The sequence below is a fragment of the Streptomyces sp. NBC_01294 genome (assembly GCF_035917235.1).
GTDB lineage: Bacteria > Actinomycetota > Actinomycetes > Streptomycetales > Streptomycetaceae > Streptomyces > Streptomyces caledonius.
On the sequence record NZ_CP108423.1, the window covers coordinates 7,728,301 to 7,752,740 of the forward strand.

Below are 24,440 nucleotides of genomic sequence, written 5' to 3' on the forward strand. Positions count from 1 at the left end.
GCTCGGAAGCCGTCACGGCGCGCCCTCCCCGGCCCTGGCGAGGGACAGCACCCCCACGCAGATCAGCGCGATGCCCAGCAGCTGGGGGAGCAGCCACCAGTCCGACCGCAGGTGTTCCTCGTACAGGACCACGCCCAGAGCGACGCTGACACTCGCGTCGCCGAGCGTCAGCGCGGGCTGCGAGGCGACCAGCGGACCGCCCTGCATGGCGTGCTCCAGCAGCAGGAGGGCGCAGATGCCGCTCACGCCGAAGGCGTACGTCTCCCAGGTGGTCAGGAACGCGCCGACGCCGCCGTCGTCGAGGACGTGCACCGCGGACTTCATCAGGGCGGCCGTGAGCGCGTAGCAGACGGCGGTGGCCGCGCCGAGGCAGCCGGCCCGCGCACGGCCGGGCGGGCGGCGCAGTCCGGCCACGGCCAGGACGGCGACGACGACGGCGCACGCCGCCAGGGCCACCACCCACCGCTCGGGCGGCACGTCCGTACGGTTGCCCGCGGGCGAGGCGGCCACCAGCGCGACCCCGAGTCCCGCCACCACCCCCGCCACGGCCAGCCACAACGCCCCCGGCAGCCGCTGCCGCGCCACCAGCGAGGCGATCAGCAGCGCGAGCGGCAGCTCCAGCACGAACAGCGGCTGTACGAGGGCCAGCGCGCCCGTGGCCAGCGCCGCGGCCTGTCCGACGCCGGCGGCGATCACGGCCAGGATCCCGCCGATCCACACCGGCCGCCGCAGCAGGTCGAGGACCAGACCGAAGCGGAAGCCGTCGCTCTGCGGGACGGTGAGCGCGGCCCGCCGCTGGAGCACGGTGGCGAGCGCGTTGCTGAGCGCCGCGAACAGCGCGAAGAGGACCGGCAGGACGACGCCCATGCCCCGATCCTCACCGCGCCCGCCGCCCGTCCGCGCCACGAAACCGGGCCGCGGGCGTCGCGCCCGGTGCATTCGCCCGTCCGGACCTGCTGTTCGCCTTGTCCGGAGCGGCCGTCCGCCCGTCGGTACCTGCCGGACGGTGGTCAGGCCCGCTCGGCGGCCCGGCGCAGGGTCAGTGCCGCGAGGGCCTCAGGGGCGCCGGACTGGCCGCGGATGCCGGGGAAGGCATTGACGTCCACGATCAGCGGAGTCCCGCCGCCGGTGTCGATGATGTCCACGCCGTACACGTCCAGCGCGAACACCGCGCCCACCTCGTGCACCAGGCCGGCCCATCCGGCGGGCAGTTCGTCCAGGGACAGCGGCAGGTCGGGGCCACGCCCTCCGGGCGAGAGTTCGGAGCGGCGCCGGGCCGCGAAGATCTGATCCCCGACGGCCCACAGTTTGTGGTCCCAGCCGTTGTTGGCCGCGTACTCCTGCACCACGACCGGCTCGCGCGGCCAGGCCCGCGCCAACTCCCGCAGCCCGGCGTCGTCGTCGGCGCGCGCGACAAGATCGCCCCGGCGGCTGCGCAGGCTCTTGACCACCACGGGGGCGCGCAGCCGCGTCCCGGACGCCCACGCCGCGAGGGAGCCGACCATGCGGGTGGCCGCGAATGGCAGCCCGGCCCGCAGGGCGAGCTCCGCCATCTCCGTCCGGTCCTGGCACAGCGCGGTGGCCGCCGCGGAGTTCAGCACGGCCGCGCCCCGCCCTTCCAGCGACCGTGCGAGCTCCAGGGCGTGTGGCGTCCGCGACTTCAGCAGGTACACATCGGCCGGGGGCAGGGTGGTGTCCCCGGGCGTGCGCGGATCGAGCGCCTCGACGGTGTGCTCCGGAGCCAGCAGCGCGGTGGCGGCCGCGAGCAGCGGATGCCCGGGTTCCGGGGTGATCAGTCCGACCCTCATACCGCTTCACCCGCTGCGGCCGGAACCTGCGCCGGAATCGACAGCGGCAGCGCGTACGGCCGCGGCGCGATCACCGGCGGCGGCGCCGAGCCGCCCGCCCGCGCCAGGTCCAGGACCGCGCGGGCCACCCGCCCCGCCGCGTCCGGCACCTGACGGAAGCTCGGGAAGTCGTTCACGTCGACCACGACGGGACCGTCCGGGCCCAGCAGCACGTCCACCCCGTACAGGTCCAGCCCGTACACGGCCCCCACCTGGGCGGCGATCGCCGCCACCTCGGACGACAGCGGCACGCGCCGCTCCCGCACCGAGGGGTCCGGGTGCAGCGGGGAGCAGCGCTCGGTCGCGAAGAGCTCGCCGCCGACCCCGTACACCTTGATGTCCGTGCCCGAGTTGGGCACGTACGGCTGGGCGATGAGCATGCCCTCGCCCGCGAGCTCGGGGAGCATCGACTCCAGCCGCTCCGGCGAGGACACCAGGTGCACGGCCCGGCCGGAACTGCCGTCGGCGGGCTTGACGACGAGCGGGTACTCCGCCGCCGGTATCTCCCGGAGCAGTTCGGGGCAGGCCACCGCGTACGTGGGCGGCAGCGGCAGTCCCCGGCCGCGCCCGATGGCGGCGGCCAGTGCCTTGTCCCGTACGCCCCGGATCGACCGGGCGTCGTTGACCGTGGTCATCCCGGCCGCCGCGGCGGCTTCGAGGAGCGTCAGCCCCGGGCCGCCGGAGACCGTTTTGAGCACCCAGGCGTCGTGCGCACCCGCGTCCACGGCCTCGGTCATGCGCAGCAGCGAGCCGCCCGGCCGCACCACGTCCACCCGGTGCCCCCACGCGGTCAGCTGCCCGATCACCTCGTTCGGCATGCCGTCGTGGCGGTAGTGCTCCTCCACCAGGAAGCAGAGCCTCATCGACCTTCCCCAAATTCCCCGGACGTCCGCCGATTCCGTCCGGCGAGTTGTGACGTCACAGGATGTCATGGACCGCAATGTGATGATCGGTCCGGCTGTGGGCTTCCTTGTTACGCTGCCCGCTTTGGATCTTCGGGGGAGGGATCGGGGCATGGGCGATCAGTGGACGGGGCTGCTGCACGGGCTGGCATCGAACGAGGCCGCACCGGCGGACGTGCTGCTGCGGCTGCTCGGCCACGAAGACGAGTGGCTGCGGCGAGCGGTTGCGAAGCGCGCGGTTCTGCCGCAAGAGGTGATCGAGGCCGTTCTGGTCCACCCGGACCGCCACGTCCGGATGGCCCTCGCCGAGAACGGCAGCGTCGACCCCGGCCAGCGCGCCCGGCTGGTCGACGACCCGGCCCCGTCGGTCCACCTCACCCTCGCGCACGGCCCCCTGGCCTACCGGCGGCGGGTGGCCCCGCTGCCCGACCGGGCGTACGAGCGGCTGCTGGCGCACCCCCGCGGCCTGGTGGGCCACGAACTGGTCGTGTGGGGCGCTCCACCCGCCCACATCCTGGCGGGTCTCGCGCACCACGGGCACCCGGCGTTCCGCAGTGCGGCCTGCCGGGTCTGGGACCGGCTCGCGGACGAGGCACGTGAGCGGCTCCTCCACGACGAGGACCCGGACGTCCGGCAGGCCGCCGCCCTGCAGGTCTGCCATGAGGACGAGGAGCGGACCACCTGGCTGGCCGGTCGACTGGGGGACGGATGGCCGGGGGTGTCCGAGGTTCTGGCGAGGGGCCGGCTCACCCGGGAACTCGCCGAACGCGTGGTCGCGGAGGGCGAACGGCTCGCGGCGATCGCCGGCAACCCCTCGCTCCCGTCCGACCTGGTGGCGCGGCTGGCCGTCGACCCCGACCCGCGGGTCCGGCTCCAGGTCTCCGCCCGCCCCGAACTGAGCGAGTCCCAGCGCGCCGCCATCGACTACACGGTCGGTGCCGAGGACCGGCTGTCCACCCTCGACTGGGTGTGGGAGCGCCGCGAGGACGCCGCGTTCCTGCGGCGGTGCGCCCAGTCCGCGCACACCTGGCTGCGGCGCAGCGCCGCGGTCTGCCCCGGCCTGCCGGCCGACGCCGTCGAACTGCTCGCGCGGGACGAGGACTTCGCCGTACGGCTGCTGCTCGCCGAGTTCCACCCGGAACCGCCGCCCGAGCTGCTCCTCGACCTCTACCTGAACGGCACCCACCGCGCCGTGGGCATGCTGGTCACCCGGCCGGGCTTCCCCGCCGCCGGGCTCGCCGCGCGCCTCGGCGACTCCCCGGACCCGAGGGGCCGGCGCCTGGCCCTGCGCGACCCCGGTCTGGAGCCGGAGCTCCTGGACCGGCTCAGCCGGGACCCGGAGACGCGCGCGGACGCCGGCCGGGACCCGCGGCTCCCCGTGGCCCGGATCCGCGCACTGCTCGCCGATCCCGACCGGGACGCGGCGGCGGCCGCAGCGGCCAACCCGGCGCTTCCCGCCGGGGACATGCGCCGCCTGCTCGACCGCGCCGGGGTGCCGGAAATCCCGGTGAATGATCGGACAATCGACTGCTAGGTTGATCACGTGCCGAAGCTGAATCAGATCATCGCAGTGGAAAAGGGCGTCAAGTCCAAGTCCCTCCAGGAGCTCACGCAGGCTCACCACGACGTCCAGAAGCCCGCCCTGCTGGCCGGCATCTCCCGGACCTACCAGCCCAAGGACGAGGAGGGCGAGCAGTTGCCGCCCGAGTCCACCCGGGTGCAGGTCAAGGCCGAGGACGTGCTGCGGGCGACGGCGGGGACCCTGACGCGGCTGTTCGACGTGACGGCGACCAAGGACTGGGCGAACCGCAGTGCGGCCGCCGACGTCGTCGTGGACGGGACGGTCCTGCTGGCGCAGGTGCCCGTGCCCTACCTGCTCTTCCTCGAGAAGCAGCTCACCGACATGAACACCTTCGTGCGGAAGCTGCCGGTGCTGGACGCCTCCGAGTCCTGGAACCTGGACCCGTCCACGGACTCCTGGAAGACGGACCCCGTGCGCACGATCCGCACCAAGAAGGTCCCGCGCAACCACGTCAAGGCCGAGGCCACCGAGAAGCACCCGGCGCAGGTCGAGGTCTACTACGAGGACGTCCCGGTCGGGTACTGGACGACCGTGAAGTTCTCCGGTGCGCTGCCGGCCCGCAGGGTGAACGAGCTGCTCGACCGCGTGGAGAAGCTCCAGCAGGCCGTCAAGTTCGCCCGCGAGGAGGCCAACAGCGCCGAGGTCACCGACCAGCGGGTCGGCGACGCGGTGTTCGGCTACCTGTTCAGGTAGCCCCGAAATCTCCCTCTGTATGTCTGCAGGGGGTGCGCGAGAGCGCAAGCTGAAACTGATGTTGAAGCTGAACTGGGGTGTCAGTTGGGGGTTCGAATCCCTCCCCCGGCATTGCGTGCCGGGGTGGCCCAAGCTGGTAGAGGCGGCCCCGTAAATCTCAGATTCTCGCTCCAGTCTCAGTATTCGCCGCCGAACACCGGATCGACCGAGCGTGGACGATCATCGATGGATGGGGGTTCAAGTCCCCTCTGTGCCTCTTCTCGTGGCGCGGTAGTTCAAAGGTAGAACACGTCGATCTCAGAATGATCCGCGACTCTTAAACGTGCCGGTGTGCGCAATTGGGTGGCACACAGGAGCCCGGGAGCTGGATATGCTCCCGGGCTCCGTCACGTTCCGGCTCGGGCTCGGAGGTCAGACCGGTACGGACACGAACGTCCTGCCCGCCTCGTTCTCGACCAGGATCGCCTTCACGTCCGCCTGGTCCACGGCCGCCGAACCGTCCAGCGACGCCCCCTTGGACTCACCGGTCTGGTTGCCCGTGACCCAGCCGCCGGCGGTGGTGCGCGTGCCGTCCTTGGAGACCACGACCAGCCGGCACCGCTCGCCCGGCGGCACTCCCGTGACCGCCGCGTTGACCCGCACCCACTTCGCGGCCGGCGTCATCCGCACGGTCATCCGCGCGCCCGTGCCCGGATCCGTCGCCGAGGCCACCTTGCTGTTCTTGGGCGGCAGCGAGGGGTCCGCCGTAGCCGTCGGGGACGGTGGCGGGGGCAGCGCGACGGGCCCCGAATCGGCGGTGCCCAGCTGCGTACCGGCGAAGAACACGGCCGCCAGCGAGGCAGCCACGGCCAGTCCCGCGAGCCCGGCGCGCCGACGCTGTTCACCGGCCCGCTCACCGCGCATCTGCCGCAGGGTGCGCTGGAGCAGCAGGTCACCTCCCTGCGGCGGGCCGTCGAGGAACGCCTCCTCGGGAACCTCGCCCAGTGCCGCTTCCATCTCGCGCAACGCGGCCACCTCCTCCCGGCACTGCACGCACCCGCTCACGTGTTCCTCGATCCGGCGGACCTCCTCGGCGTCCAGGACGCCGAGCACGTACGGGCCGAGCAGTTGCTCCTCGTGCCGCTGCCGGTTCATGCCACCACCTCACGCAGTCCGGCGGGCTGCTGGGGCGGCCTGCCCGATCGTTTGTCTTCTCTGAAGCTGCTGTCCTTGAAGCCGTCGCTCTTGAAAACGTCGCGCAGCGCCTTGAGCGCGTAGTGCGAGCGCGATTTGACCGTCCCTGCCGGAATGCCGAGGCTGTCGGCGGCCTCCGCGACGCTGAGCTGCCGGTAGTACAACTCCTTGAGGACGTCCCGGTGCTCCGGCGACAGCTGGTCGAGGGCGCCCAGGACCGTCATGCTGTCCACCACGGAGTCGGCGTGGTCCGCCTCCACCGGGGGAGCGGCGGCGGACCCGGAGACCTCCGGCGGCCGGGCGGCCTTGGCCCGGTAGCGGTCGGTGATGATGTTGCGGGCCACGGTGAGCAGCCAGCCGCGCACCGAACCCTTCCCGTTGACCAGGACTTCGGAATGCCGCCAGGCCCGGATGAGCGTCTCCTGGACGACGTCCTCGGCGGCGGCCCGGTCCCCGGTCAGCCGGGTGGCGTACGCGAGCAGGGCGTGGCCGTGCTCCTCGTACACCGATTTGATCAGTGCCTCGTCGGTCGAGCCCCGCCGAGCGCGGGGCCACAGTGGTCCGGCCATCTCACCCTCTCCGTCTTCCTCGCTTGCGTGGTGCGGTCGGAACACGTGAACAGGGGTGCTTCCGGTTCACGTGACCTGTGTCACTCAGTTCCGGCAGGCGCGGCCCTCGTTGAGGCAGCCGACCACCGCGGCCATCCGGCGCTCGGTCATCGCGTTCACGAACATCGCGTGGTCCGTCTTGGGGCTGTGCCGCTGCTCGGGGAAGGAGTCGATCGCCACGGGCACGCCCGCGGGGACCTCGTAGGCGAGGGAGACCCGCAGTTCGGGCACCGGGAAGGTGTTGGCGGGGCAGACGCCGTTCGCGGCGGGGAAGCGCAGGTGCGAGCGGTGCCCGGCGCCGGCGGTGTCGAGGCCGTTCCAGCAGCTGGGAAAGATCAGGGTGCGGGTCACGCGGTCGCCCTCGGGGCAGCGCGGATAGCGGGTGGTGGACCGGTCGGGGAAGCTGGAACATCCCCAGCGGGCGCGGACGTCGGCGTCGCTGTCCGCGGTGTGGGCGACGGCGTCGCCCGTCATCCCGCGCAGGAAGCGGGGCATCGCCACCACCTTGCTCACCGGACTGCCGCGGAACTCCACCAGGACCGAGGCCTCGGGCAGGATCGCGCCCGCGTTCCCATGCCCCGCCGCGCGCTCGTGCGGGCGCGTGCCCGGCCGGTCCAGGCGCCGCAGGACGGGCCAGTAGTACGTCGACCGGTCGCCGCCCGCACAGCTCGTGGCGGCCGCGTCCAGGGAGGCGTCGGTCGACATCGCGTCCGTGGAGAGGTTGCCCACGTACGCGTGCGTGTGGTGGGCGCCGGAGCGCAGGCCGGGCGAGACCACCAGATTGTCCTCGTTGTAGTGGCCCTGCTCGTTGCGGCCGCACTCGACCACCATCGAGCCGGGCGAGGAGTCGGCCCGCGCGGCGGGCGCGCGGGCGGGAGCCGGGACGCGCGGAACGTCACGTATGTCCACGTAGTCGGACGGCGCCGGACCGCCGGCCGCCGACCCCGTGTGAGGAGCGGTTGCCCGCGAAGCCCCCAGCACGGCGGCGGCCAGCCCGGCCCCCAGGACCAGGCAGATGACAAGAGTGAGCAGGCGGCGTTCTTTACCCATGGCGGTCACGGTTGCCGGTGGCGACGCCGTCGTCAACCTGGCATCCGCATGGCGGGCGCCGCCCCGCCGCCCACCTGCCGCGGAAGGGGCCCGGGTTGTCCGTGCGGGTGCTTGTCCGCCCGTGTGACGACCGCGCAGAGTGGGCCGTATGACATCACCCGTGACACCCGCCGTGACACCTGCCGAGCTCCTGCACGCATTCGCCCGCACCCGCGCCTCGCTCGACGGCGGCGAGGTCACCTTCTGGTGGACCGGCGACGTCCACTCCTGGGCCCCGGGCGAGCCCTACCAGCGCCTCTTCGGCTTCGAAGGGCTCAACGTCGCCCGCCTCGTGGCGGACGAGGAGACCGGCGGCTACCAGCTCCTCTCCAGGGAAGCCGCGTTCTACCTGGACCCCCGGACCCGGGACATCATGGAGACCTGGCAGGACAAGCCGGTGATCCACGTCTGGAACGACCCGGCCAACCAGAAACTGCGGCCCTTCCCGATCCCCGTGACGGATCTGGGCGACCAGATCTGTTTCAGCCTGGAGATCCCGCTGGCCTACCCCTCGCCCCTGCCGGTCGCGGAGTACCCGGCCCACTCGGCCGACGACACCTACCGCGCGCTGGAACTCTTCCAGTTCTTCGCACCCGCGACCGCGCTGACCACCGACGCGGTGAGCGTGCCCTCGACGATGTCCTGGACCCGGATGTCCCCGTGGCTGCCCTGGATGGAACAGGGCTCGCGCCCCGGCGGCCTCACCTTCCACTGCCGCGGCCGCAAGCTCGACACCTACGCGCAGGTCCCCGAGCGCACCCGCGCGTACATCGCCGACCGCCACCCCGAATTCGCCCACGCCCCGGAGAAGTGGAGCGAGCCGAACGAGACCAGCTGGACGTACTTCCGCAAGCTCTTCCCGCCGCGCTGAAGGGCGCCCGGCGGTGACGGACGCGGCGCCGCGCGGAAGCGGAACCGCCTGGTCACAGCCCCGCCGAGGGACCCCCCGGGGGAGCGGCGGGGGCGGACAAGGGTTTTCCCCGTATCGAGTTCATCCCCGTGTTGCCTACTGTCTGCCCACCGGCGATCTTCCCCAGGCCGAACGGCACACACGCCAACCCCACATGGCGTGAGGCCGCCACCGCCCGGGGAAGAGCCGGGACCGCCGTTGCCCTGCCCCACCGTCGAGGCCGGGTCAACGTGGCGCGCGGCGGCGGCCGGGGCGAGTTCGACCACCTCGCTCCCGGCCCCGTGGCCGCCGGAACCTCCCACACTGCACCGACCGGCCGCTCCGGCCTGCCCGGAAACGGCCCTCGAAGGGGAACACGTGCACGCTTCCAGACGTCGGCTCATATCCGTGGTGGCCATGTCCGTCACCCTGCTCGCCGGATCCGCCACCGCCTCCGTGGCCGTGGCCGTAGAGACCCCCGGCGCGGCCCCCGCCGCCACGATCGCCGCCACCGCGCCGGTCGAGAACCTCATCGTCGGGTACAAGTCCTCGGCGACCGAGGCCAGCTCGAACACGGCAGCCGCCGACGACGCCACCGCCAAGGGCAAGAAGGCCGGCAAGAAGGCGAAGTTCGACCGCCGCCTCGGCACCGGAGCGGCCCTGGTCAACCTCGGCGGGACCGTGGCCCCGGCCGACGCGGCCGACGTGATGGCCCAGTTCCGCGCCGACCCGGACGTCGCCTACGTCGAGCCGGACACCCGCGCCTACGCCCAGGCCGTCACCCCGAACGACACCGAGTACGCCAAGCAGTGGGACCTCTTCGAGCCCACCGCCGGCATGAACGTCCCCGCCGCCTGGGACAAGACCACCGGCTCCGGCGTCACCGTCGCCGTGATCGACACCGGCTACGTCGCGCACTCGGACCTCGCCGCGAACATCGTCGCGGGCTACGACTTCATCTCCAGCTCCGCCGACGCCCGCGACGGCAACGGGCGCGACAACAACCCCGCGGACCAGGGTGACTGGAACGCCACCGACGGCGAGTGCGGCCTCGGCTCCAAGGCGAGCACCTCCTCCTGGCACGGCACCCACGTGGCGGGCACCATCGCCGCGGCCACGAGCAACTCCAAGGGCATCGCCGGCATCGCCTACGGTGCGAAGGTCCAGCCCGTCCGCGTGCTCGGCAAGTGCGGCGGCGCCACCTCGGACATCGTCGACGCCATCACCTGGGCCTCCGGCGGCTCCGTGGCCGGTGTCCCGGCCAACGCCACCCCGGCCAAGGTCATCAACATGAGCCTCGGCGGCTCGGGCGCCTGCGGCACCAGCTACCAGAACGCCATCAACGCCGCCGTCGCCCGCGGTACGACCGTCGTCGTCGCCGCCGGCAACAGCAACGCGAACGCGGCGAGCTTCTCGCCCGCCAGCTGCAACAACGTGATCAACGTCGCCGCGAGCAACCGTGCGGGCGACCGCTCGTACTACTCCAACTACGGCACGGTCATCGACGTCGCCGCCCCGGGCGGTGAGACCCGCCGCGCCACGGACACGCCCGGCACCGTCACCACCCCCGAGAACGCGATCCTCTCCACCCTGAACGCGGGCACCACGACGCCCGGCGCCGAGAACTACAAGCCCTACCAGGGCACCAGCATGGCCGCCCCGCACGTCGCGGGTCTCGCCGCGCTGCTGAAGTCGGCGAACTCCGCGCTGACCCCGGCGCAGATCGAGTCGGCGATCAAGACGAACGCCCGCCCGCTGGCCGGCACCTGCACCGGCGGCTGCGGCACCGGTCTGGCCGACGCCGCCGCCACCGTGGCCGCCGTCACCTCGACCCCGCCCACCCCGGGGTTCGAGAACACCGCGGACGTCGCCATCGGTGACAACACCACCGTGGAGAGCCCGATCACCGTCACCGGCGTCACCGGCAACGCGCCGGCCGCCCTCAAGGTGGGTGTGAACATCGTGCACACCTACATCGGTGACCTGAAGGTCGACCTGATCGCCCCCGACGGCACCGTCTACACGGTGCACAACCGGGCCGGCGGCAGCACGGACAACATCAACCAGGTCTTCACCGTGAACGCCTCCTCCGAGGTCGCCAACGGCACCTGGAAGCTGCGGGTCAACGACAACGCCGGCGGCGACACCGGCAAGATCGACTCCTGGAACCTCGGCTTCTGAGCCGAATCCGCCCGGCCTGCGATCCCACCCGCCGACGCGGCGTGACGGATCGATAGTACGGACCAAATGAGCCCTCGGACCTGCTGGTACACCTCGTACCGGCAGGTCCGAAGGGTTTTCCCGGAACCGGACTGATTTCTGCGTCACAATCGGGGCCCGCCCGCCATCCGACCTCGTATTGTCGCCTCTCACAGGAAGGGCACAGGAGCTGGGGACCGAGAGGCTGGTGGCTGTGCGTGGTGGCGGCGACGGGGCACGCTGACACAAGCGTCGGACACGATGAACTGATCAAGGCGGTCGACCGCGCGCTGACCACGCACGGCCGGGCGCTGTTGACCGGACCCGCCGGCGCGGGCAAGACCGAGGTCGTCCGCGCCGTCGCGGCGGCGGCCGAAGCGCGCCGCGAGACCGTGCTGCGCCTCGCCCCCGAGGCCGCCGACCAGTGGATACCCGAGGCCTCGGCCGCCGCCCTGCTCGCCTCCGTCCCCCGCGCCGGACTGGAACAGCTCTCCGGCCCCCAGCGCACCGCCATCGCCCTCCTGCGCCGCGAGACCGACGCCCCCCGCGCCGGCCGCGACCACGTCGCGCTGCGCCTCGCCGTCGTCGAAGTGCTCCGTACGCTCGCCGCCGGCCACCCCGTCCTGCTCGTCCTCGACAACGCCCAGTGGCTCGACGCCGAGAGCACCGACCTGCTCCGCTTCGCGCTGCGCCTCACCCCGCCCGGCGTCCGGGTGCTCGTCGCCGAATGCGTCCAGGGCGGAGCCCCCGTGGGCGACCTCCTGTGCGGTCCCGATGTCCCCGCGATACGCGTGCCCCCGCTCGGCGCCGACGAAGTCGCCGAACTCCTCGTGTGCCACGGCCTCCCGGCCCGCCTCGCCGGCCGCATCCACCAGGCCAGCGGGGGCAACCCGCGCCTCGCCCTGGCCCTCGGCCACTCCCTCGCCGAGGCCGCCGAGGCCCGCGACTGCAGCGCCCATCACGCCGACCCCCTGCCCGTCTCCGGGCAGGCCCGCGAGGTGGCCCGCAGGCTCCTCGCCGGGGTCCCCGCGCAGGCCCGCCGCACGCTGCTGCTCGCGGCCCTGGCCGCCCGCCCCACCACCTCCGTCCTGCGCCGGGCCGGGCGCCCCGACGCCGAGGCCGAGCTGGCCGAGGCGGAACGGGCCGGGCTGGTCAGGGTGGGGGAGGACGGCGGCGTGGAGTTCACCGCCGGCGCCCTGCCCACCGCGCTCGCGGCCGACGCGGGCTGGCCCGAACGCGCCGCCGGACACGCGGCGTTGGCCGACGCCGTCGACGACCCCGTGCAGGCCGTACGCCACCGGGCGCTGGCCGTGGACACCCCCGACCAGTGGCTCGCGGCGGAGATCACCGAGGCCGCCGCGGTCTGCCGCCGCCGGGGCCAGCGCGCGCTCGCCGCCGAACTGGGCCTGCTCGCCGCCGAACGCACGCCGTCCTGGCTGGCCGGCGAGGAACTGGCCCGTCTCGTCACGGCCGCCGAGGACGCCGGCTGGGCCGGCCGCGCCGACCTCGCGCGGCGCGCCACCCGGGCCGTCCTGGCCCGCGACGCCTCGCCCGCCGACCGGGTACGGGCCCGGCTCGCCGTGATCGACGCCGCCGGGCAGGCCCTCGGCGCCCTCGACGAGACCTTCGCCTACGCCATGGACGACGCCGCCGGGGACCCCGCGCTCCAGGCCGCCGTCCAGCTGCGGATCGCCACGAAGCACAACCTCAGCGACGGCGACCCCGTCCGCTCCCGCGACGCCGCCGCCGCGGCCGGAGCCCTCGCGGCCCTCGGCGGCGACCAGACGGCCGAGGCCATGGCCCTGACCGTACGGGCCCGCATGGGCCGCATCCTCGGCGACGCCGGCGCCGAGGAGATCCTGGCCGAGGCACTGGCCCTGCCCGCCCCCGAGGTTCCGCTCGGCATGCGCAACGCACCGCAGTACCTCGCCGTCCGGCACGCACTCTTCGACGACCGCCTCGCCGACGCCCGCGGACAGCTGATGGTGCTGCTGCCGGCCGTGCAGCGCACCGGTTCCGCCGAGGACGTCTTCGAGGTGCTGCGCAGCCTCACTGAGGTGGAACTGCGCAGCGGCCGGTGCGAGGCCGCCTCCGCCCACGCCCGCAGGGCCCTGGAGCTGACGATCGGGGCAGGCCTGTCGCCCGGCCCCGCCTGGTACGTCGCCGCGATGGCCGAGGCCATGGGCGGCAGCTTCGCGCGCGCCGCCGGCTACGCCCGGCGAGGCATCCAGGCCTCGCAGGAGGAGCACGACCAGGTCTTCCTCTCCCGCAGCCTGCACGCGCTCGGCCTGGTCGAACTGGCCACGGGAGAGGCGGCGAAAGCGGTCGCCACGCTGCGCCGCGTCGCCGAACTGGAGGCCGCGCAGCAGGTGGTGGACCCCTCGATCCTGCGCTGGCACGGGGAGCTCGCCGAGGCCCTGATCGCCGCGGACGCGCCCGGCGAGGCCGCCGAGCTGCTCGCCTCCGTCCGTACGGTCGCCCTCGGGCTCGGCCGCACCGGCGTCGTCGCCGCCCTCGACCGGGCCTGGGGCCTGTGCCTGTCCGCACAGGGCGAGGCCGACCAGGCCGTCCGGCTGCTGGAGGCCACGGCGCAGCGCTTCGACGACCTGCTGCTGCCGCTGGAGCGCGGCCGTACGCTGCTCGCCCTCGCCCGGGTGGAGCGCCGCCGGCGCCGGCGCGCGCCGGCCCGGGCGGCGCTCGGGGCCGCGGCGGAGGTGTTCGAACGGGCCGGGGCCGTCCCCTGGACGGAACTCGCCAGGGAACCGGCTCCCGGTGAGGCGGGCGGTGTGCAGGTGTCGGCGGCCGCGGCCCTGACCGAGGCCGAGACCCGTCTCGCGCTGCTGGTCAGCCAGGGTGCCAGCAACCAGGAGGCCGCCGCGAAGCTGTTCCTCAGCGTCAAGACGGTGGAGGCGCGGCTGACCCGCATCTACCAGAAGCTCGACGTCCGCTCACGGGCCCAGCTGGCCACCGCCCTGCGCACCGGCTGACCGCCCGGCGCTCAGCAGCCGAGGTTGTTCCCGGGGGTCACCCCCAGCAGCTGTGTGAAGCTCTGGTACTTCGAGATCCGGCTCTGGACCTGGGCGGGGTTTCCGCCGTTGCACTCCAGGGAGCCGTTGATGGAGCGGATGGTCTCGCCGAAGCCCGCGCCGTTGACCATGGCGGCGTGGGCGGTCATCGTGCCCGGGCCGTTCTGCGTGTTCCAGTACCAGAGCGCCGTCTTCATGGCGACGGCCGGATCCTGCTCCACGAGGTACGGGTTGCCCAGGAGGTTGATGCCCAGCGCGTCACCGGCCGCCTTGTAGTTGAAGTTCCAGCTGAGCTGGATGGGCCCGCGGCCGTAGTACGCGGCCTGGCCCGCCGGACAGCCGTACGGCTGGCTCGCGTCGCAGTAGTGGGGGTAGTTGGCGGTGTTCTGCTCCACGATGTGCACGAGCCCGCCCGTCTCGTGCGAGACGTTCGCGAGGAAGGCCGCGGCCTCCCGGCGCTTCGTGGTGTCGTCGCCGGTCTTGGCGAAACCGGGGTACGCGGACAGCGCCGCGACCAGGCCGTTGTAGGTGTAGAAGGGGTTCCGGTTCGGGAACATCTGCTGGAACTGGGCCTCGGAGACCACGAATCCGGACGGGTTGCCCGGATCCGGGTCCTGGCCCCCGCCGCCGCAGGCGCCCTGGTCCGACCAGACGCCCCACTGACCGGTGGTGCCGGGCGTCTCGCCCTGGGTCCACCATTTCGCCTGCCAGTTGCGTCCGCCGTACGAGGCGCTCATCCCGTTCGTGTAGACGGCGGAGGAGGCCCAGGCGCCGGCGCAGGGGGCCGCGGCGGAGGCGGGGGAGGAGGGGAGGGCCATGACGAGGCCGAGGGTGGCGGCCGCGGCGGCGACCAGCGAGAGGGCGCGGCGACGAAGCGCACGTTTCACGTAACTACTCCTTCAGTGGGGGGAATTGCCGTGGGGGGAGGCAACTGCGCCCACTGAAGCGAAATGGTCTGAACCTGTCAAGGTCTAGACCAAATGAAAAGCGCCGGTGCCACGCGTGACGCGTGACACCGGCGCGTGATTCGGTCGATCAGCTGCCGGCGGAGAGGTTGCCGGAGAGGACCGGGATGTTGCTGAGGATGTGCGAGAGCGGCTCGTCACCCTTGGCCTGGGTGGAGTTCTCGGTGCACTGCTGGTTCTGCGGGCTGGACAGGACGTTGACGTCCTGGATGCCGAGCTTGAGCGCGTGGAGGATCCCCTGGGCGTTGACCTTGGCCGGCAGGCCGATGCAGAGCTTGTTCAGGGAGCCCTGGACGGCGCTGAGCTGCGGGCTCATCTTGCCGTGGGTCTCCTGGTTGCCGTAGATCTGCGCGGCGTGGTTGCCGTTCACCGTGCTGACGCCGTTGTCGTTGCCGATGGCCATCGCCGGGGAGGCGATCGCTGCGCCCGCGCCGAGCACAGAGGCGGTGGCGGCGGCGGTGGCCATGAACTTCTTCAACATGTGGGGGATCCTTCTGTCGCGCTGTCGCAGGAGATTGCGGCCCTCGGCGGGATGCGCTGATCAACTGTCGGCGGCGCCCAGGGGTTATCCCCACTCACCCGGGTGGCGCAACGGCGGCCTCGGGGCGGAGCCGCCCGGTCCCGCCGCCGCGACGGCGAGACTGAGCTCCTCGTGCCCGAGGGTCAGCCGGTCTTGCGGCGGACCTTCTTGTTCTTGCCGCCGGGGCCGCTGCTGGAACCCTGGACCTTCGCCCGGCTCTGGTGAGCCTGCTGGGACTGGGCGTTCGCGGCGTTGCGCTCCAGGGCCTCCCGGAACTTGCGCTTGGCCGCATCGGCCGGAGATTCGTCCTGCGGGGTGTCTGTTTCGTCAGCCATTTGTCCTCCTGGGGTGATCAAGCCGTTTCAGTCTGTCAGGTGGCGTGCGTGCTGACCAGCGAGTTCCCTCATACTCCAAGGGTGGCTTGGAGAGGTCATAAGTTTTGTTTATGGGGTCATAAAGTGAGACCGGGTGCTGGGTTAGGCTTGCCTTCGTTTAGGGTTCCCATTGATCCACCTTGCCGTCGCTCGAAGGGAACACCTGCCATGCCTCGCCCTCTGCGGGTAGCAATCGTCGGAGCCGGCCCCGCCGGCATCTACGCCGCCGACGCGCTGCTGAAGTCCGAGGCCGCCGTCGAGCCCGGAGTGTCGATCGACCTCTTCGAGCGGATGCCGGCGCCCTTCGGCCTGATCCGTTACGGCGTCGCTCCCGACCACCCGCGGATCAAGGGCATCATCACGGCCCTGCACCAGGTGCTCGACAAGCCGCAGGTCCGCCTCTTCGGCAACGTCGACTACCCGAACGACATCAGCCTCGACGAGCTGCAGTCCTTCTACGACGCCGTGATCTTCTCCACCGGCGCCACGGCCGACCGCGCGCTGACCATTCCGGGCGTCGAGCTCGACGGTTCCCACGGCGCCGCCGACTTCGTGTCCTGGTACGACGGCCACCCGGACGTTCCGCGCACCTGGCCGCTGGAGGCCGAGAAGGTCGCCGTGCTCGGCGTCGGCAACGTCGCCCTCGACGTCGCGCGCATCCTGGCGAAGACGGCCGACGAGCTGCTGCCGACCGAGATCCCGGCGAACGTCTACGACGGCCTCAAGGCGAACAAGGCGCTCGAGGTGCACGTCTTCGGCCGTCGCGGTCCGGCCCAGGCGAAGTTCAGCCCCATGGAGCTCCGTGAGCTGGACCACTCGCCCACCATCGAGGTCATCGTCAACCCCGAGGACATCGACTACGACGAGGGCTCCATAGCCACCCGCCGTGCCAACAAGCAGGCCGACATGGTCGCCAAAACCCTGGAGAACTGGGCGATCCGGGACATCGGTGAGCGGCCGCACAAGCTGTTCCTGCACTTCTTCGAGTCGCCCACGGAGATCCTCGGCGAGGACGGCAAGGTCGTCGGGCTGCGGACCGAGCGCACCGAGCTCGACGGCACCGGCAACGTCAAGGGCACCGGAAACTTCACCGACTGGGACGTCCAGTCCGTCTACCGGGCCGTGGGCTACCTCTCCGACGAGCTGCCCAAGCTTCCCTGGGACGTCGAATCCGGCACGGTCCCGGACGAGGGCGGCCGCGTGATCGAGGCCGGCAGCCACCTGCAGTCGACGTACGTCACCGGCTGGATCCGGCGCGGTCCGGTCGGCCTGATCGGCCACACCAAGGGCGACGCGAACGAGACGGTCGCGAACCTGCTCGCCGACCACGCGGAGGGCCGCCTGAGCGCGCCGGCCACGCCGGCGCCCGAGGCCGTCGAGGCCTTCCTCGCCGAGCGCAGCGTGCGCTACACGACGTGGGAGGGCTGGCACCGCCTCGACGCGGCCGAGAAGGCCCTCGGTGAGCCCCAGGGCCGCGAGCGCGTGAAGATCGTCGAGCGCGAGGACATGCTCGACGCGAGCGGAGCGTAGCGAGAGGTGAGGGGCCGGGACCCGGACGGGGTCCCGGCCCCTCCGCGTGCACCGGGCACCGCCCGGGTCCCGCGTACGGGTGATGGGCGCCCCGGGGCGGAATGCGGTGCGGCCGACGGGAGTTGGTACCAGCGCGAGACCTGATCCCGGATGCACTGGAGAAGCTCATGAAGATCGGCATCATCGGCGCGGGCAACATCGGCGGCAACCTCACCCGCCGGCTCACGGCCCTCGGGCACGACGTCTCCGTGGCGAATTCGCGCGGCCCCGAGACCCTGACCGCCCTCGCCGAGGAGACCGGCGCCACTCCCGTCACCGTGCCCGAAGCGGCGCGCGGTGCCGAGATCGTCGTGGTCACCATCCCCTTCAAGAACGTGCCGGACCTGCCCGCCGGCCTCTTCGACGAGGCCGCCGAGGACTTCACGGTCATCGACACCGGCAACTACTACCCGCAAGTGCGCGACGGCCGGATCGCGGGGGTCGAGGACGAGGGCCTGACCGAGAGCCGCTGGACCGAGCGGCAGCTCGGACACCCCGTGATCAAGGCCTTCAACGGCACCTACGCCCAGGACATCCTCGACCGGCACCGCCCGGCGGGCGCGCCGGACCGGATCGCACTGCCGGTCGCGGGCGACGACGCGGCGGGCAAGAAGGCCGTCCGCGCCCTCATCGAGGAACTCGGCTTCGACACCGTCGACGCCGGCGGCCTCGACGACTCCTGGCGCCAGCAGCCCGACACCCCCGTCTACGGCCTCCGGGAAGGCGTCGACGCAGTCACCAAGGCCCTCGCCGAAGCCTCCCCGGTCCGCAAGGAGGCCTTCCGGGGCTGACCGGCCGCGCCGGGCGGTCCCTCAGGAGTCCGGGCCCCGCTCCAGCGCGCCCCGTACGAAGGCCGCCTGACCGGCGTGCTGCAGGTCGTCGGCCAGCACGCTGACCAGGCGCACCCCGAGGGTGACCGGCGGATCCCAGCGTTCGTCGACCACCCGCTCCAGGTCGCCGGCGGCGAGGCCCCGGACGAAGCGCACGGTCTGCTCGTGCACCGCGTCGTAGTACCCGAGGAGCTGCTCGCCCGATTCGACCCGGACGGTGCCGGCCTGTCGCGCCGAGTGGCCGTACCCGGTCGACCCGGCGGGCAGCGGCAGGGCGAACCGGTGCGCCCAGCCCCCGGCCCGCCACACCTGCTCCAGGTCGGCCGCGTCCGCGATGTGGTCGTCCTGGATCCGGGTCAGGTGCCAGACCAGCCAGGTGATCGAGTTCGCCCCCGGGTCGACGCGCGCGTTGAGCCGCTCCGCAGGGACCCCGTCCACGACCTCGTGCACGATCTCCCGGATGCGTCCGAACCCGTCGGTGATGACGTCCGTAGCCTTCATGCACCCACCATGCAAGGCCCGGCGGCCCGCCCGCCGCGAGCGACACGCGGTGGGCCGGCCGCCGGGCGGTGGGTCGGGGCGATGGCGGGTGGTGGGTGGCGGGTGGTGGATCGGTCGGGTGGTCAGCCGGTGGCCGCGGCCGGCGCGCCGACCGCGCCCTGTTCCGCGGCCGCGGGCGCGGCTGCGGGCCGCCCCGCCGTCGCCCCGGAGGCCGGCTCGTCCGCCGCGGGCCGTCCGGAAGCCGACGCCACGGTGCCGTGCCCGCCCCGCAGGCCGAGCCGGCTGATCACCGCGACCAGCGCGAAGGCCACGGCCCCGATCCCGAAGGTGAGGGTGAACCCGGACTCGGCGGGCAGCGGCGGGACCCCGGCCGGCAGGTGCTCGATGGTGCGGGAGGCGAGGATCGTGGTGACGACGGCGCTGCCGATCGCACTGCCGGTGGAGCGGGAGATCGAGTTGATGCCGTTGGCGATGCCGCTCTGGTGGTGCGGGACGCTGGACATGATCACGGCGGGCATGGCGGCGTAGCCGAAACTGACCGCCGCGCCGACGACCAGGCCGGCGCCGATCACCGAGAGGCTGTGCTGGTGGTCCAGTGCGAGCCAGGCGAAGCCGGCCGCGCCGAGCGCGGCGGCCAGGCCCAGGGCGACGCGGGGACCGCGGTGGCGCACGATCTGCCCGCCCACCGGGGAGGCGAGCAGTGAGACGATGGCGCCGGGCAGCAGGAACTGCACGGAGGCGCGCAGGATCGACGCGTCGAAGCCGAAGCCGGTGAGTTCCCGGGGCATCTGGACGAGGTACGAGACGCCCAGGAAGTTCGCGAACATGCCGAAGCCGACGAGGATGCCGGCCAGGTTGGCCATGAGCACCGGGCGGTGGACGAACATCCGCATGTCGACCAGCGGCTCGCGGACCTTGCGCTCGACGAGCACCCAGACGGCGGCCATGACGGCCGCGCCGGCGAAGGAGCCCAGCGTACGGGCGGAGGCCCAGCCCCACTCGTGGCCCTGGGAGATCGGCAGCAGGAGCAGCAGCAGCGCGATGCCGAGGGTCAGCGCGCCCAGGAAGTCGGTGCGCCCGCCCGTCTTGTGCCGGGTCGCGGGGACCAGGACGACGACCGCGAGCAGGGCGAGGGCCGCGAAGCCGGTCGCCATCCAGAAGGCGTTGCGGTAGTCCGCGTCCGGCCCGGAGGTGAGCAGTCCGGTCGCGACGAGCGCGAGGCCGCTGCCGAACGCGAGCGTGCCGCTGACCAGCGCCATGGCGCCCGGCAGCTTCTGCGGCCGGACCTCCTCGCGCAGGACCGAGAGGGCCAGCGGGAAGATCGCGGTGGCGGCTCCCTGAAGGACACGGCCCAGGATCAGCACCGGCAGCGAGGAGGCCAGCGCGGTGATGACGGAGCCGGCCACCATGACGCCGAGCACGGCCACCAGGGTCGGCTTCTTGCCGTGCTGGTCGCCGAAGCGTCCCAGGAGCGGGGTGAAGACGGCCGCCGACAGCAGGGTCGCGGTGGTCACCCAGCTCACGTTCGCGGTCGAGGTGCCGAGGTCGTCGCGGATCAGGCCGAGGATCGGGACCGGCAGGGTCTGCATCATCGACACGACCATGGCGGCGAGGCTCAGGGCGAAGACGACGACCGTCTCGTTCCGGTGCCCGGAGGCCGGGGCGGCGGGGGAGGGGAGCTCATGGCTGGGGGGACCTTCTTCGTGTTTCGGAGCTGAAGAGCTTCGGAACGCAGATGTTTGACGTCATCAAGTAACTCGATCGACGGTAGACGTCGATAGTTAAGGTGGTCAAGTAAATAATTGATAATGTCAAACATCCTGAGTACCCTCCAGGTATGCACGACACCGCCACGCACACTCCCACCAAGCTCCAGCTGCTGGAGCTGCTCGCCGCCATCGGCACCGCCCAATGGCGCGAGTTCGCGGCCGCCGCCGCGCAGCACGGTCTGACCTCCACCCAGGCCCGCGTCCTCGCCCAGCTCGACGGCCCCGTTCCCATGCGCGCCCTCGCCGCCCTGCTGGTGTGCGACGCCTCGAACGTGACCGGCATCGTCGACCGCCTGGAGGCCCGCGACCTGGTGCGCCGGGAACCGGCCCCCGCCGACCGCCGCGTCAAGAACGTCGTGGCCACGGACGCGGGCCGCGAGGTCATCCGCCGGGTGCGGGAGGAGATGCAGGCGATGCACGGCGCGCTGGACACCCTCGACGAGGCCGAGAGCGCGACGCTCTACGCACTGCTGGGCCGCCTGCGCCCCTCGATGGAGAAGGGCGCCTGAGAGCGGTGGGCACGCCGAGCGGAAGCGGGGTCCGGATCCTGCGGGCAGCCGACCGTACCGCCGCCGTCTGGAAGAACGGCGGGGGAGTCACTCGCGAGATCGCGGCCTGGCCCGAGGGCGCCGGCATGGACGACTTCGGCTGGCGGGTGAGCCTGGCCGAGGTCGCGGCGGACGGGCCCTTCTCGGCCTTCCCCGGGATCGGACGCACCCTGACCCTGGCCGAGGGCGCGGGCATGGACCTCACGGTGGGGGGCGTACGCCGTCTCGTGGACGAGCGGTTCGCGCCGCAGGACTTCCCCGGGGACGAGCCCACCGACTGCCGGCTCCTTGCCGGTCCCGTCGTGAACTTCAACGTGATGTACCGCAGGGGCGCCGTGCAGGCGCGGACCGCTGTCGTACGGGGCCGGCCGGCCCTCGCGGTCCTTCCGGGCGAGACCCTGCTGGTGGTCGCCTTGGAGGGACCGGCGGTCCTCGAACGGCCCGGCGGCGCCGGCTCCCCGCAGGACCTGGCCCCGTACGACGCGGCCCTGGTGACGGGACCGCTCGACTGCCTCGTACGCACGACCGGACGCGCGGCGGTCGTACGGTTCGCGCCGACCCCTTCCTAGGGCGTGTCTTTCGGATTTTGCCCGGCGCGGGTTCCTAGCGCGGGCGGGTGCCCAGCTTCACCCACTTCGCCGTGCTGGGCACGCCCTTCGCGTCGAGCAGGAAGAGCATGTAGTACCCGGGCGGGGCGTCGGCCGCGCTCGGCGGGGTCCGCAGCCCGATCGCGGAGCCGCGGGCGCCGGTGAGCCGGAGGTCCAGGTGGCGCTGGCTGGTGTTCACCGAGTGGGTGACGGTCGTCGGCGCCAGCAGCACGGCGCGCGCGACGTCCCTCGGGGTCGAGCTGGTGACCTGGAAGGCCGTGTCGTAGCCGAGGTCGCCCGCCGGAACCCGGTTGAGCGCCGGCCGGGGGCCCCGGTTCAGGTAGGCGGGCTCGTACAGCTCGATGCTGCCGTCCATCCCGTCCCTGATGTCGGGGTCGTTGGCGATCTGCTGCAGCTCGTCGCCGGTGACCATCATCCGGCCGTCCGGCAGGATCAGGGCGTTGGAGTGGTAGCCGCGGGGCAGCCGCTGGGCCGGCCCGAGCGTCCAGCGGCCGCGCGCGTCGCGCAGCTCGATCTGCCGGTACTTCAGGTCCGCCTCGGGATTGAACGGCCCGTTGCCGTAGTCCCGGGTGTCCAGGGCGCCGTTCACGGTGATCAGCGTGCCGTCCGGCAGGATCAGCGTCCCGTCCTGGGTGCGGCCGAAGGCCCTCGGCTCCTCGATGCTCCAGCGGCCGCCGGACAGCCGGTACGTGTGCGGGTCGCGCGGGTCTCCGCCGAGCACCAGCACGGAGTCCGGGCCCCGGAAGCCGGCCGGCAGCGGCACGGCCGAACCGTAGCCCCGGAAGTCGGCGGGCCGCCGCGGCAGGTCGGTGCGCAGGTCCTTGACCGGGTCGAACAGCCACTGCTGATCGGCGTCGCGGCCGAGCCCGTAGATCATTCCGTCCCGCAGCGAGAAGAGGTGCGGATAGTCGTTGCGGAACGGGGCGTCCGACCGGAGCCGCTCCGAGGCGACGCTCACCGGGATGTCGAACGGCCGCCAGGGCACGGGACGCCCGAGCGCGGGGAAGCGCTCCACCACCGGAGTGGGCGTGCCCGTACCGCGCTCGGACTGGCCGGACATGATGATCTGCCGGCCGTCCGCCCCGGTCACGACCGAGGGGTACCAGCGGCCCACGGCCATGTCGCGGTTGCGGAACCACTTCTCCGTCCACGGGTCGAACACGAAGGACAGCTTGGCGCCGCTGCCGCCCTTTCCGCCGACGTTGCCGCCGAAGACCCCGACCATCCCGTTGGGCAGGTAGGAGTGCCCGGCGCAGAAGAAGGGGGCCGGGCGCGGGGCGTAGGTGCCGTCGGGCATCAGCACCGCGGGCGGCTCCACGTTCTTGAAGGCGCGGGCCCCGGTGCCCTTGGCCGGGTCCCAGAGGTAGGCGCGGCCCGCGTTCGTGCGGCCGATCGTGTTCGTGGGCCCGGTCTCCTTCGTGGGATCGGCCTCCACGCGTTCGAAGGAGAAGAGCAACACCTTGCCCGTCGGCAGCTGGGCCACGTGGACGCCGAAGTCGGGCGACGGGAAGAACTCCGCGAACCGGCCGGAGCGCGCCGCGTCGAACCCCGCGTTGACCTTGCGCTGGGACTCCTGCAGGGAGGAGAGGCTCGCCGTGCGCTTCGTCTGCGGGTACCCCTGGGTGCCCTCGGCCGCCCGGCGCAGCTTGGCGTGCGTGCGGGCGTGGTCCTCGCCGAGCGCGGCGGCCTCGTCGCCGGTGTGGTGGGCCGCGGCGAAGGCCGGCGCGGGCCCGGCCACCGTGACGGCCAGGGCCGTGGCGAGCGCCAGCGCCGACAGGACGGCGGACCGTGGTGCGCGGGACATGGGACTCCTCACCGCAGGGGGCCCGGCGCCCCGGCCGGCTCCCGAACCCGCTGATTGCCTGAAGGATCCCGCCGATGGTAGGGACGAACCAGGACATTCGTCCGGCGCGACTCGGTGCACCGCGCCTCCTGCGGCCGATCGGCGGAGCGGTGGGGGCCGGTTGATCGTTTCTGCGGTGAATCGTTTCGGCCAACGAGGTGAGACCGCGCACCCGTCGGCCGTCCGAGGCACCCGCGGACGGCTATTCATGTCGATGTGATCAAGTCGCTCCGTACCGGATTCACCGCAGCCGCCGTGACCGCAACGCTCGTCACGCTCACCCCCACGGCCGGGGCCAGCGCCTCGGCCCCCCTCGACGAAGTGACCGTGGACGTCGCCACCGTGAACGGATCGGGCTGCCGCCCAGGCAGCGCCACCGTCGCCGTGGCGCCGGACAACTCGGCCTTCACCGTCACCTACAGCGAGTACCTGGCCCAGGCCGGCGGCGGCGCCCCCGCCGTCGAGGGCCGCAAGAACTGTCTCCTCTCCCTCCAAGTGCACGTCCCCCAGGGCTACACCTACGCCGTGGCCCAGGTCGACTACCGGGGCTTCGGCAGCCTGCAGGAGGGCGCGATCGGCACGCAGAAGGCCAGCTACTACTTCCAGGGCATGAGCCAGACCGCCCAGCGCACGCACCGGTTCAACGGCCACCTCGACGACAACTGGCAGGCGACCGACACCACGGGCATCGAGGCCCTGGTGTTCGCACCCTGCGGCGAACAGCGCAACTTCAACATCAACACCGAGCTGCGCGCGGAAGTGGGCACCTCCGACCCGTCGCAGACCAGCTTCATGGCCCTCGACTCGACGGACGGCAGCATCAACAGCGTCTACCACTTCTCCTGGAAGAAGTGCCCCGCGCGCTGACCCGGGAAGGCTCTTCCCCCTACGCCGGGGCCCGCCGT

22 protein-coding genes are annotated in these 24,440 nt (G+C 72.6%); 10 read left to right on the forward strand and 12 right to left on the reverse strand.

Features of this window, described 5'->3' with window-relative positions:
- Positions 1-12: 12 nt before the first annotated feature.
- From OG534_RS34975 to OG534_RS34985, 3 genes are all read right to left on the reverse strand, one after another.
- Positions 13-867, reverse strand: a complete 855-nt coding sequence (locus OG534_RS34975; RefSeq protein ID WP_326586409.1) for a DMT family transporter — start codon at positions 865-867, stop codon at positions 13-15.
- Positions 868-1,010: 143 nt separating this feature from the next.
- On the reverse strand, positions 1,011-1,808 hold the full coding sequence (locus OG534_RS34980) for an ATP-grasp domain-containing protein (protein WP_326586408.1): 798 nt from the start codon (positions 1,806-1,808) through the stop codon (positions 1,011-1,013).
- Positions 1,805-2,710, reverse strand: a complete 906-nt coding sequence (locus OG534_RS34985) for an ATP-grasp domain-containing protein (protein ID WP_326586407.1) — start codon at positions 2,708-2,710, stop codon at positions 1,805-1,807. Before OG534_RS34985 ends, OG534_RS34980 begins: the two co-directional genes overlap by 4 nt.
- Positions 2,711-2,861: 151 nt before the next feature.
- Here OG534_RS34985 and OG534_RS34990 point away from each other — a divergent pair, with 151 nt between their 5' ends.
- Positions 2,862-4,283 (forward strand): hypothetical protein, encoded by a 1,422-nt coding sequence (locus OG534_RS34990; protein ID WP_326586406.1) that lies wholly within the window; start codon positions 2,862-2,864, stop codon positions 4,281-4,283.
- Positions 4,284-4,292: 9 nt separating this feature from the next.
- Positions 4,293-5,024, forward strand: a complete 732-nt coding sequence (locus OG534_RS34995) for a DUF7873 family protein (RefSeq protein WP_326586405.1) — start codon at positions 4,293-4,295, stop codon at positions 5,022-5,024.
- Positions 5,025-5,435: 411 nt separating this feature from the next.
- On the opposite strand, the gene OG534_RS35000 is transcribed toward OG534_RS34995, so the two are convergent.
- The 3 genes from OG534_RS35000 to OG534_RS35010 form a co-directional block, all read right to left on the reverse strand.
- A complete protein-coding gene (locus OG534_RS35000) occupies positions 5,436-6,158 on the reverse strand; it encodes an anti-sigma factor (RefSeq protein ID WP_326586404.1) in 723 nt (240 codons plus the stop codon).
- Positions 6,155-6,766 (reverse strand): sigma-70 family RNA polymerase sigma factor, encoded by a 612-nt coding sequence (locus tag OG534_RS35005; protein WP_326586403.1) that lies wholly within the window; start codon positions 6,764-6,766, stop codon positions 6,155-6,157. Before OG534_RS35005 ends, OG534_RS35000 begins: the two co-directional genes overlap by 4 nt.
- Before the next feature lie 84 nt (positions 6,767-6,850).
- Positions 6,851-7,855 carry a DUF1996 domain-containing protein gene (locus OG534_RS35010; RefSeq protein ID WP_326586402.1) on the reverse strand — a complete coding sequence of 335 codons (1,005 nt, stop codon included), beginning with the start codon at positions 7,853-7,855 and terminating at the stop codon, positions 6,851-6,853.
- A gap of 148 nt (positions 7,856-8,003) precedes the next feature.
- On the opposite strand from OG534_RS35010, the gene OG534_RS35015 reads away from it, so the two are divergent.
- The 3 genes from OG534_RS35015 (at position 8,004) to OG534_RS35025 (ending at position 13,969) form a co-directional block, all read left to right on the forward strand.
- On the forward strand, positions 8,004-8,765 hold the full coding sequence (locus OG534_RS35015; RefSeq protein ID WP_326586401.1) for a DUF1838 family protein: 762 nt from the start codon (positions 8,004-8,006) through the stop codon (positions 8,763-8,765).
- A gap of 435 nt (positions 8,766-9,200) precedes the next feature.
- Entirely contained in the window at positions 9,201-10,964 is a 1,764-nt protein-coding gene (locus OG534_RS35020) for a S8 family peptidase (protein ID WP_326593426.1), read from the forward strand.
- A 236-nt stretch (positions 10,965-11,200) separates the two neighbouring features.
- Positions 11,201-13,969, forward strand: a complete 2,769-nt coding sequence (locus OG534_RS35025) for a helix-turn-helix transcriptional regulator (protein ID WP_326586400.1) — start codon at positions 11,201-11,203, stop codon at positions 13,967-13,969.
- 11 nt (positions 13,970-13,980) lie between these two features.
- Here the strand turns inward: OG534_RS35025 and OG534_RS35030 are convergent, their stop codons facing one another.
- The 3 genes from OG534_RS35030 to OG534_RS35040 form a co-directional block, all read right to left on the reverse strand.
- Complete coding sequence (locus tag OG534_RS35030; protein ID WP_326593425.1) at positions 13,981-14,826, reverse strand: glycoside hydrolase family 19 protein; 846 nt, start codon at positions 14,824-14,826, stop codon at positions 13,981-13,983.
- A 217-nt stretch (positions 14,827-15,043) separates the two neighbouring features.
- Positions 15,044-15,454: a rodlin gene (locus OG534_RS35035; RefSeq protein WP_326586399.1), complete on the reverse strand. Its 411-nt coding sequence runs from the start codon at positions 15,452-15,454 to the stop codon at positions 15,044-15,046.
- A 182-nt stretch (positions 15,455-15,636) separates the two neighbouring features.
- Entirely contained in the window at positions 15,637-15,828 is a 192-nt protein-coding gene (locus OG534_RS35040; protein ID WP_326586398.1) for a DUF5302 domain-containing protein, read from the reverse strand.
- A 207-nt stretch (positions 15,829-16,035) separates the two neighbouring features.
- On the opposite strand from OG534_RS35040, the gene OG534_RS35045 reads away from it, so the two are divergent.
- Together OG534_RS35045 and OG534_RS35050 are read left to right on the forward strand one after the other, a co-directional pair.
- Positions 16,036-17,397 (forward strand): FAD-dependent oxidoreductase, encoded by a 1,362-nt coding sequence (locus OG534_RS35045; protein WP_326586397.1) that lies wholly within the window; start codon positions 16,036-16,038, stop codon positions 17,395-17,397.
- A gap of 167 nt (positions 17,398-17,564) precedes the next feature.
- Positions 17,565-18,227, forward strand: coding sequence for an NADPH-dependent F420 reductase (locus tag OG534_RS35050; protein ID WP_442807024.1), 663 nt, complete (start codon positions 17,565-17,567; stop codon positions 18,225-18,227).
- Positions 18,228-18,248: 21 nt separating this feature from the next.
- Here the strand turns inward: OG534_RS35050 and OG534_RS35055 are convergent, their stop codons facing one another.
- Both OG534_RS35055 and OG534_RS35060 read right to left on the reverse strand, forming a co-directional pair.
- Positions 18,249-18,767 carry a mycothiol transferase gene (locus OG534_RS35055; protein ID WP_326586395.1) on the reverse strand — a complete coding sequence of 173 codons (519 nt, stop codon included), beginning with the start codon at positions 18,765-18,767 and terminating at the stop codon, positions 18,249-18,251.
- 122 nt (positions 18,768-18,889) lie between these two features.
- Complete coding sequence (locus OG534_RS35060) at positions 18,890-20,371, reverse strand: MFS transporter (protein ID WP_442807191.1); 1,482 nt, start codon at positions 20,369-20,371, stop codon at positions 18,890-18,892.
- A gap of 233 nt (positions 20,372-20,604) precedes the next feature.
- Between OG534_RS35060 and OG534_RS35065 the strand changes: the two genes are divergently transcribed.
- Positions 20,605-21,045 (forward strand): MarR family winged helix-turn-helix transcriptional regulator, encoded by a 441-nt coding sequence (locus OG534_RS35065; RefSeq protein WP_326586393.1) that lies wholly within the window; start codon positions 20,605-20,607, stop codon positions 21,043-21,045.
- A gap of 5 nt (positions 21,046-21,050) precedes the next feature.
- Complete coding sequence (locus OG534_RS35070; protein ID WP_326586392.1) at positions 21,051-21,653, forward strand: HutD/Ves family protein; 603 nt, start codon at positions 21,051-21,053, stop codon at positions 21,651-21,653.
- Positions 21,654-21,687: 34 nt separating this feature from the next.
- On the opposite strand, the gene OG534_RS35075 is transcribed toward OG534_RS35070, so the two are convergent.
- Positions 21,688-23,496 (reverse strand): galactose oxidase-like domain-containing protein, encoded by a 1,809-nt coding sequence (locus OG534_RS35075; protein ID WP_326586391.1) that lies wholly within the window; start codon positions 23,494-23,496, stop codon positions 21,688-21,690.
- Between the two features lie 255 nt (positions 23,497-23,751).
- Here OG534_RS35075 and OG534_RS35080 point away from each other — a divergent pair, with 255 nt between their 5' ends.
- Positions 23,752-24,402, forward strand: a complete 651-nt coding sequence (locus OG534_RS35080; protein ID WP_326586390.1) for a DUF4360 domain-containing protein — start codon at positions 23,752-23,754, stop codon at positions 24,400-24,402.
- Positions 24,403-24,440 lie beyond the last annotated feature (38 nt).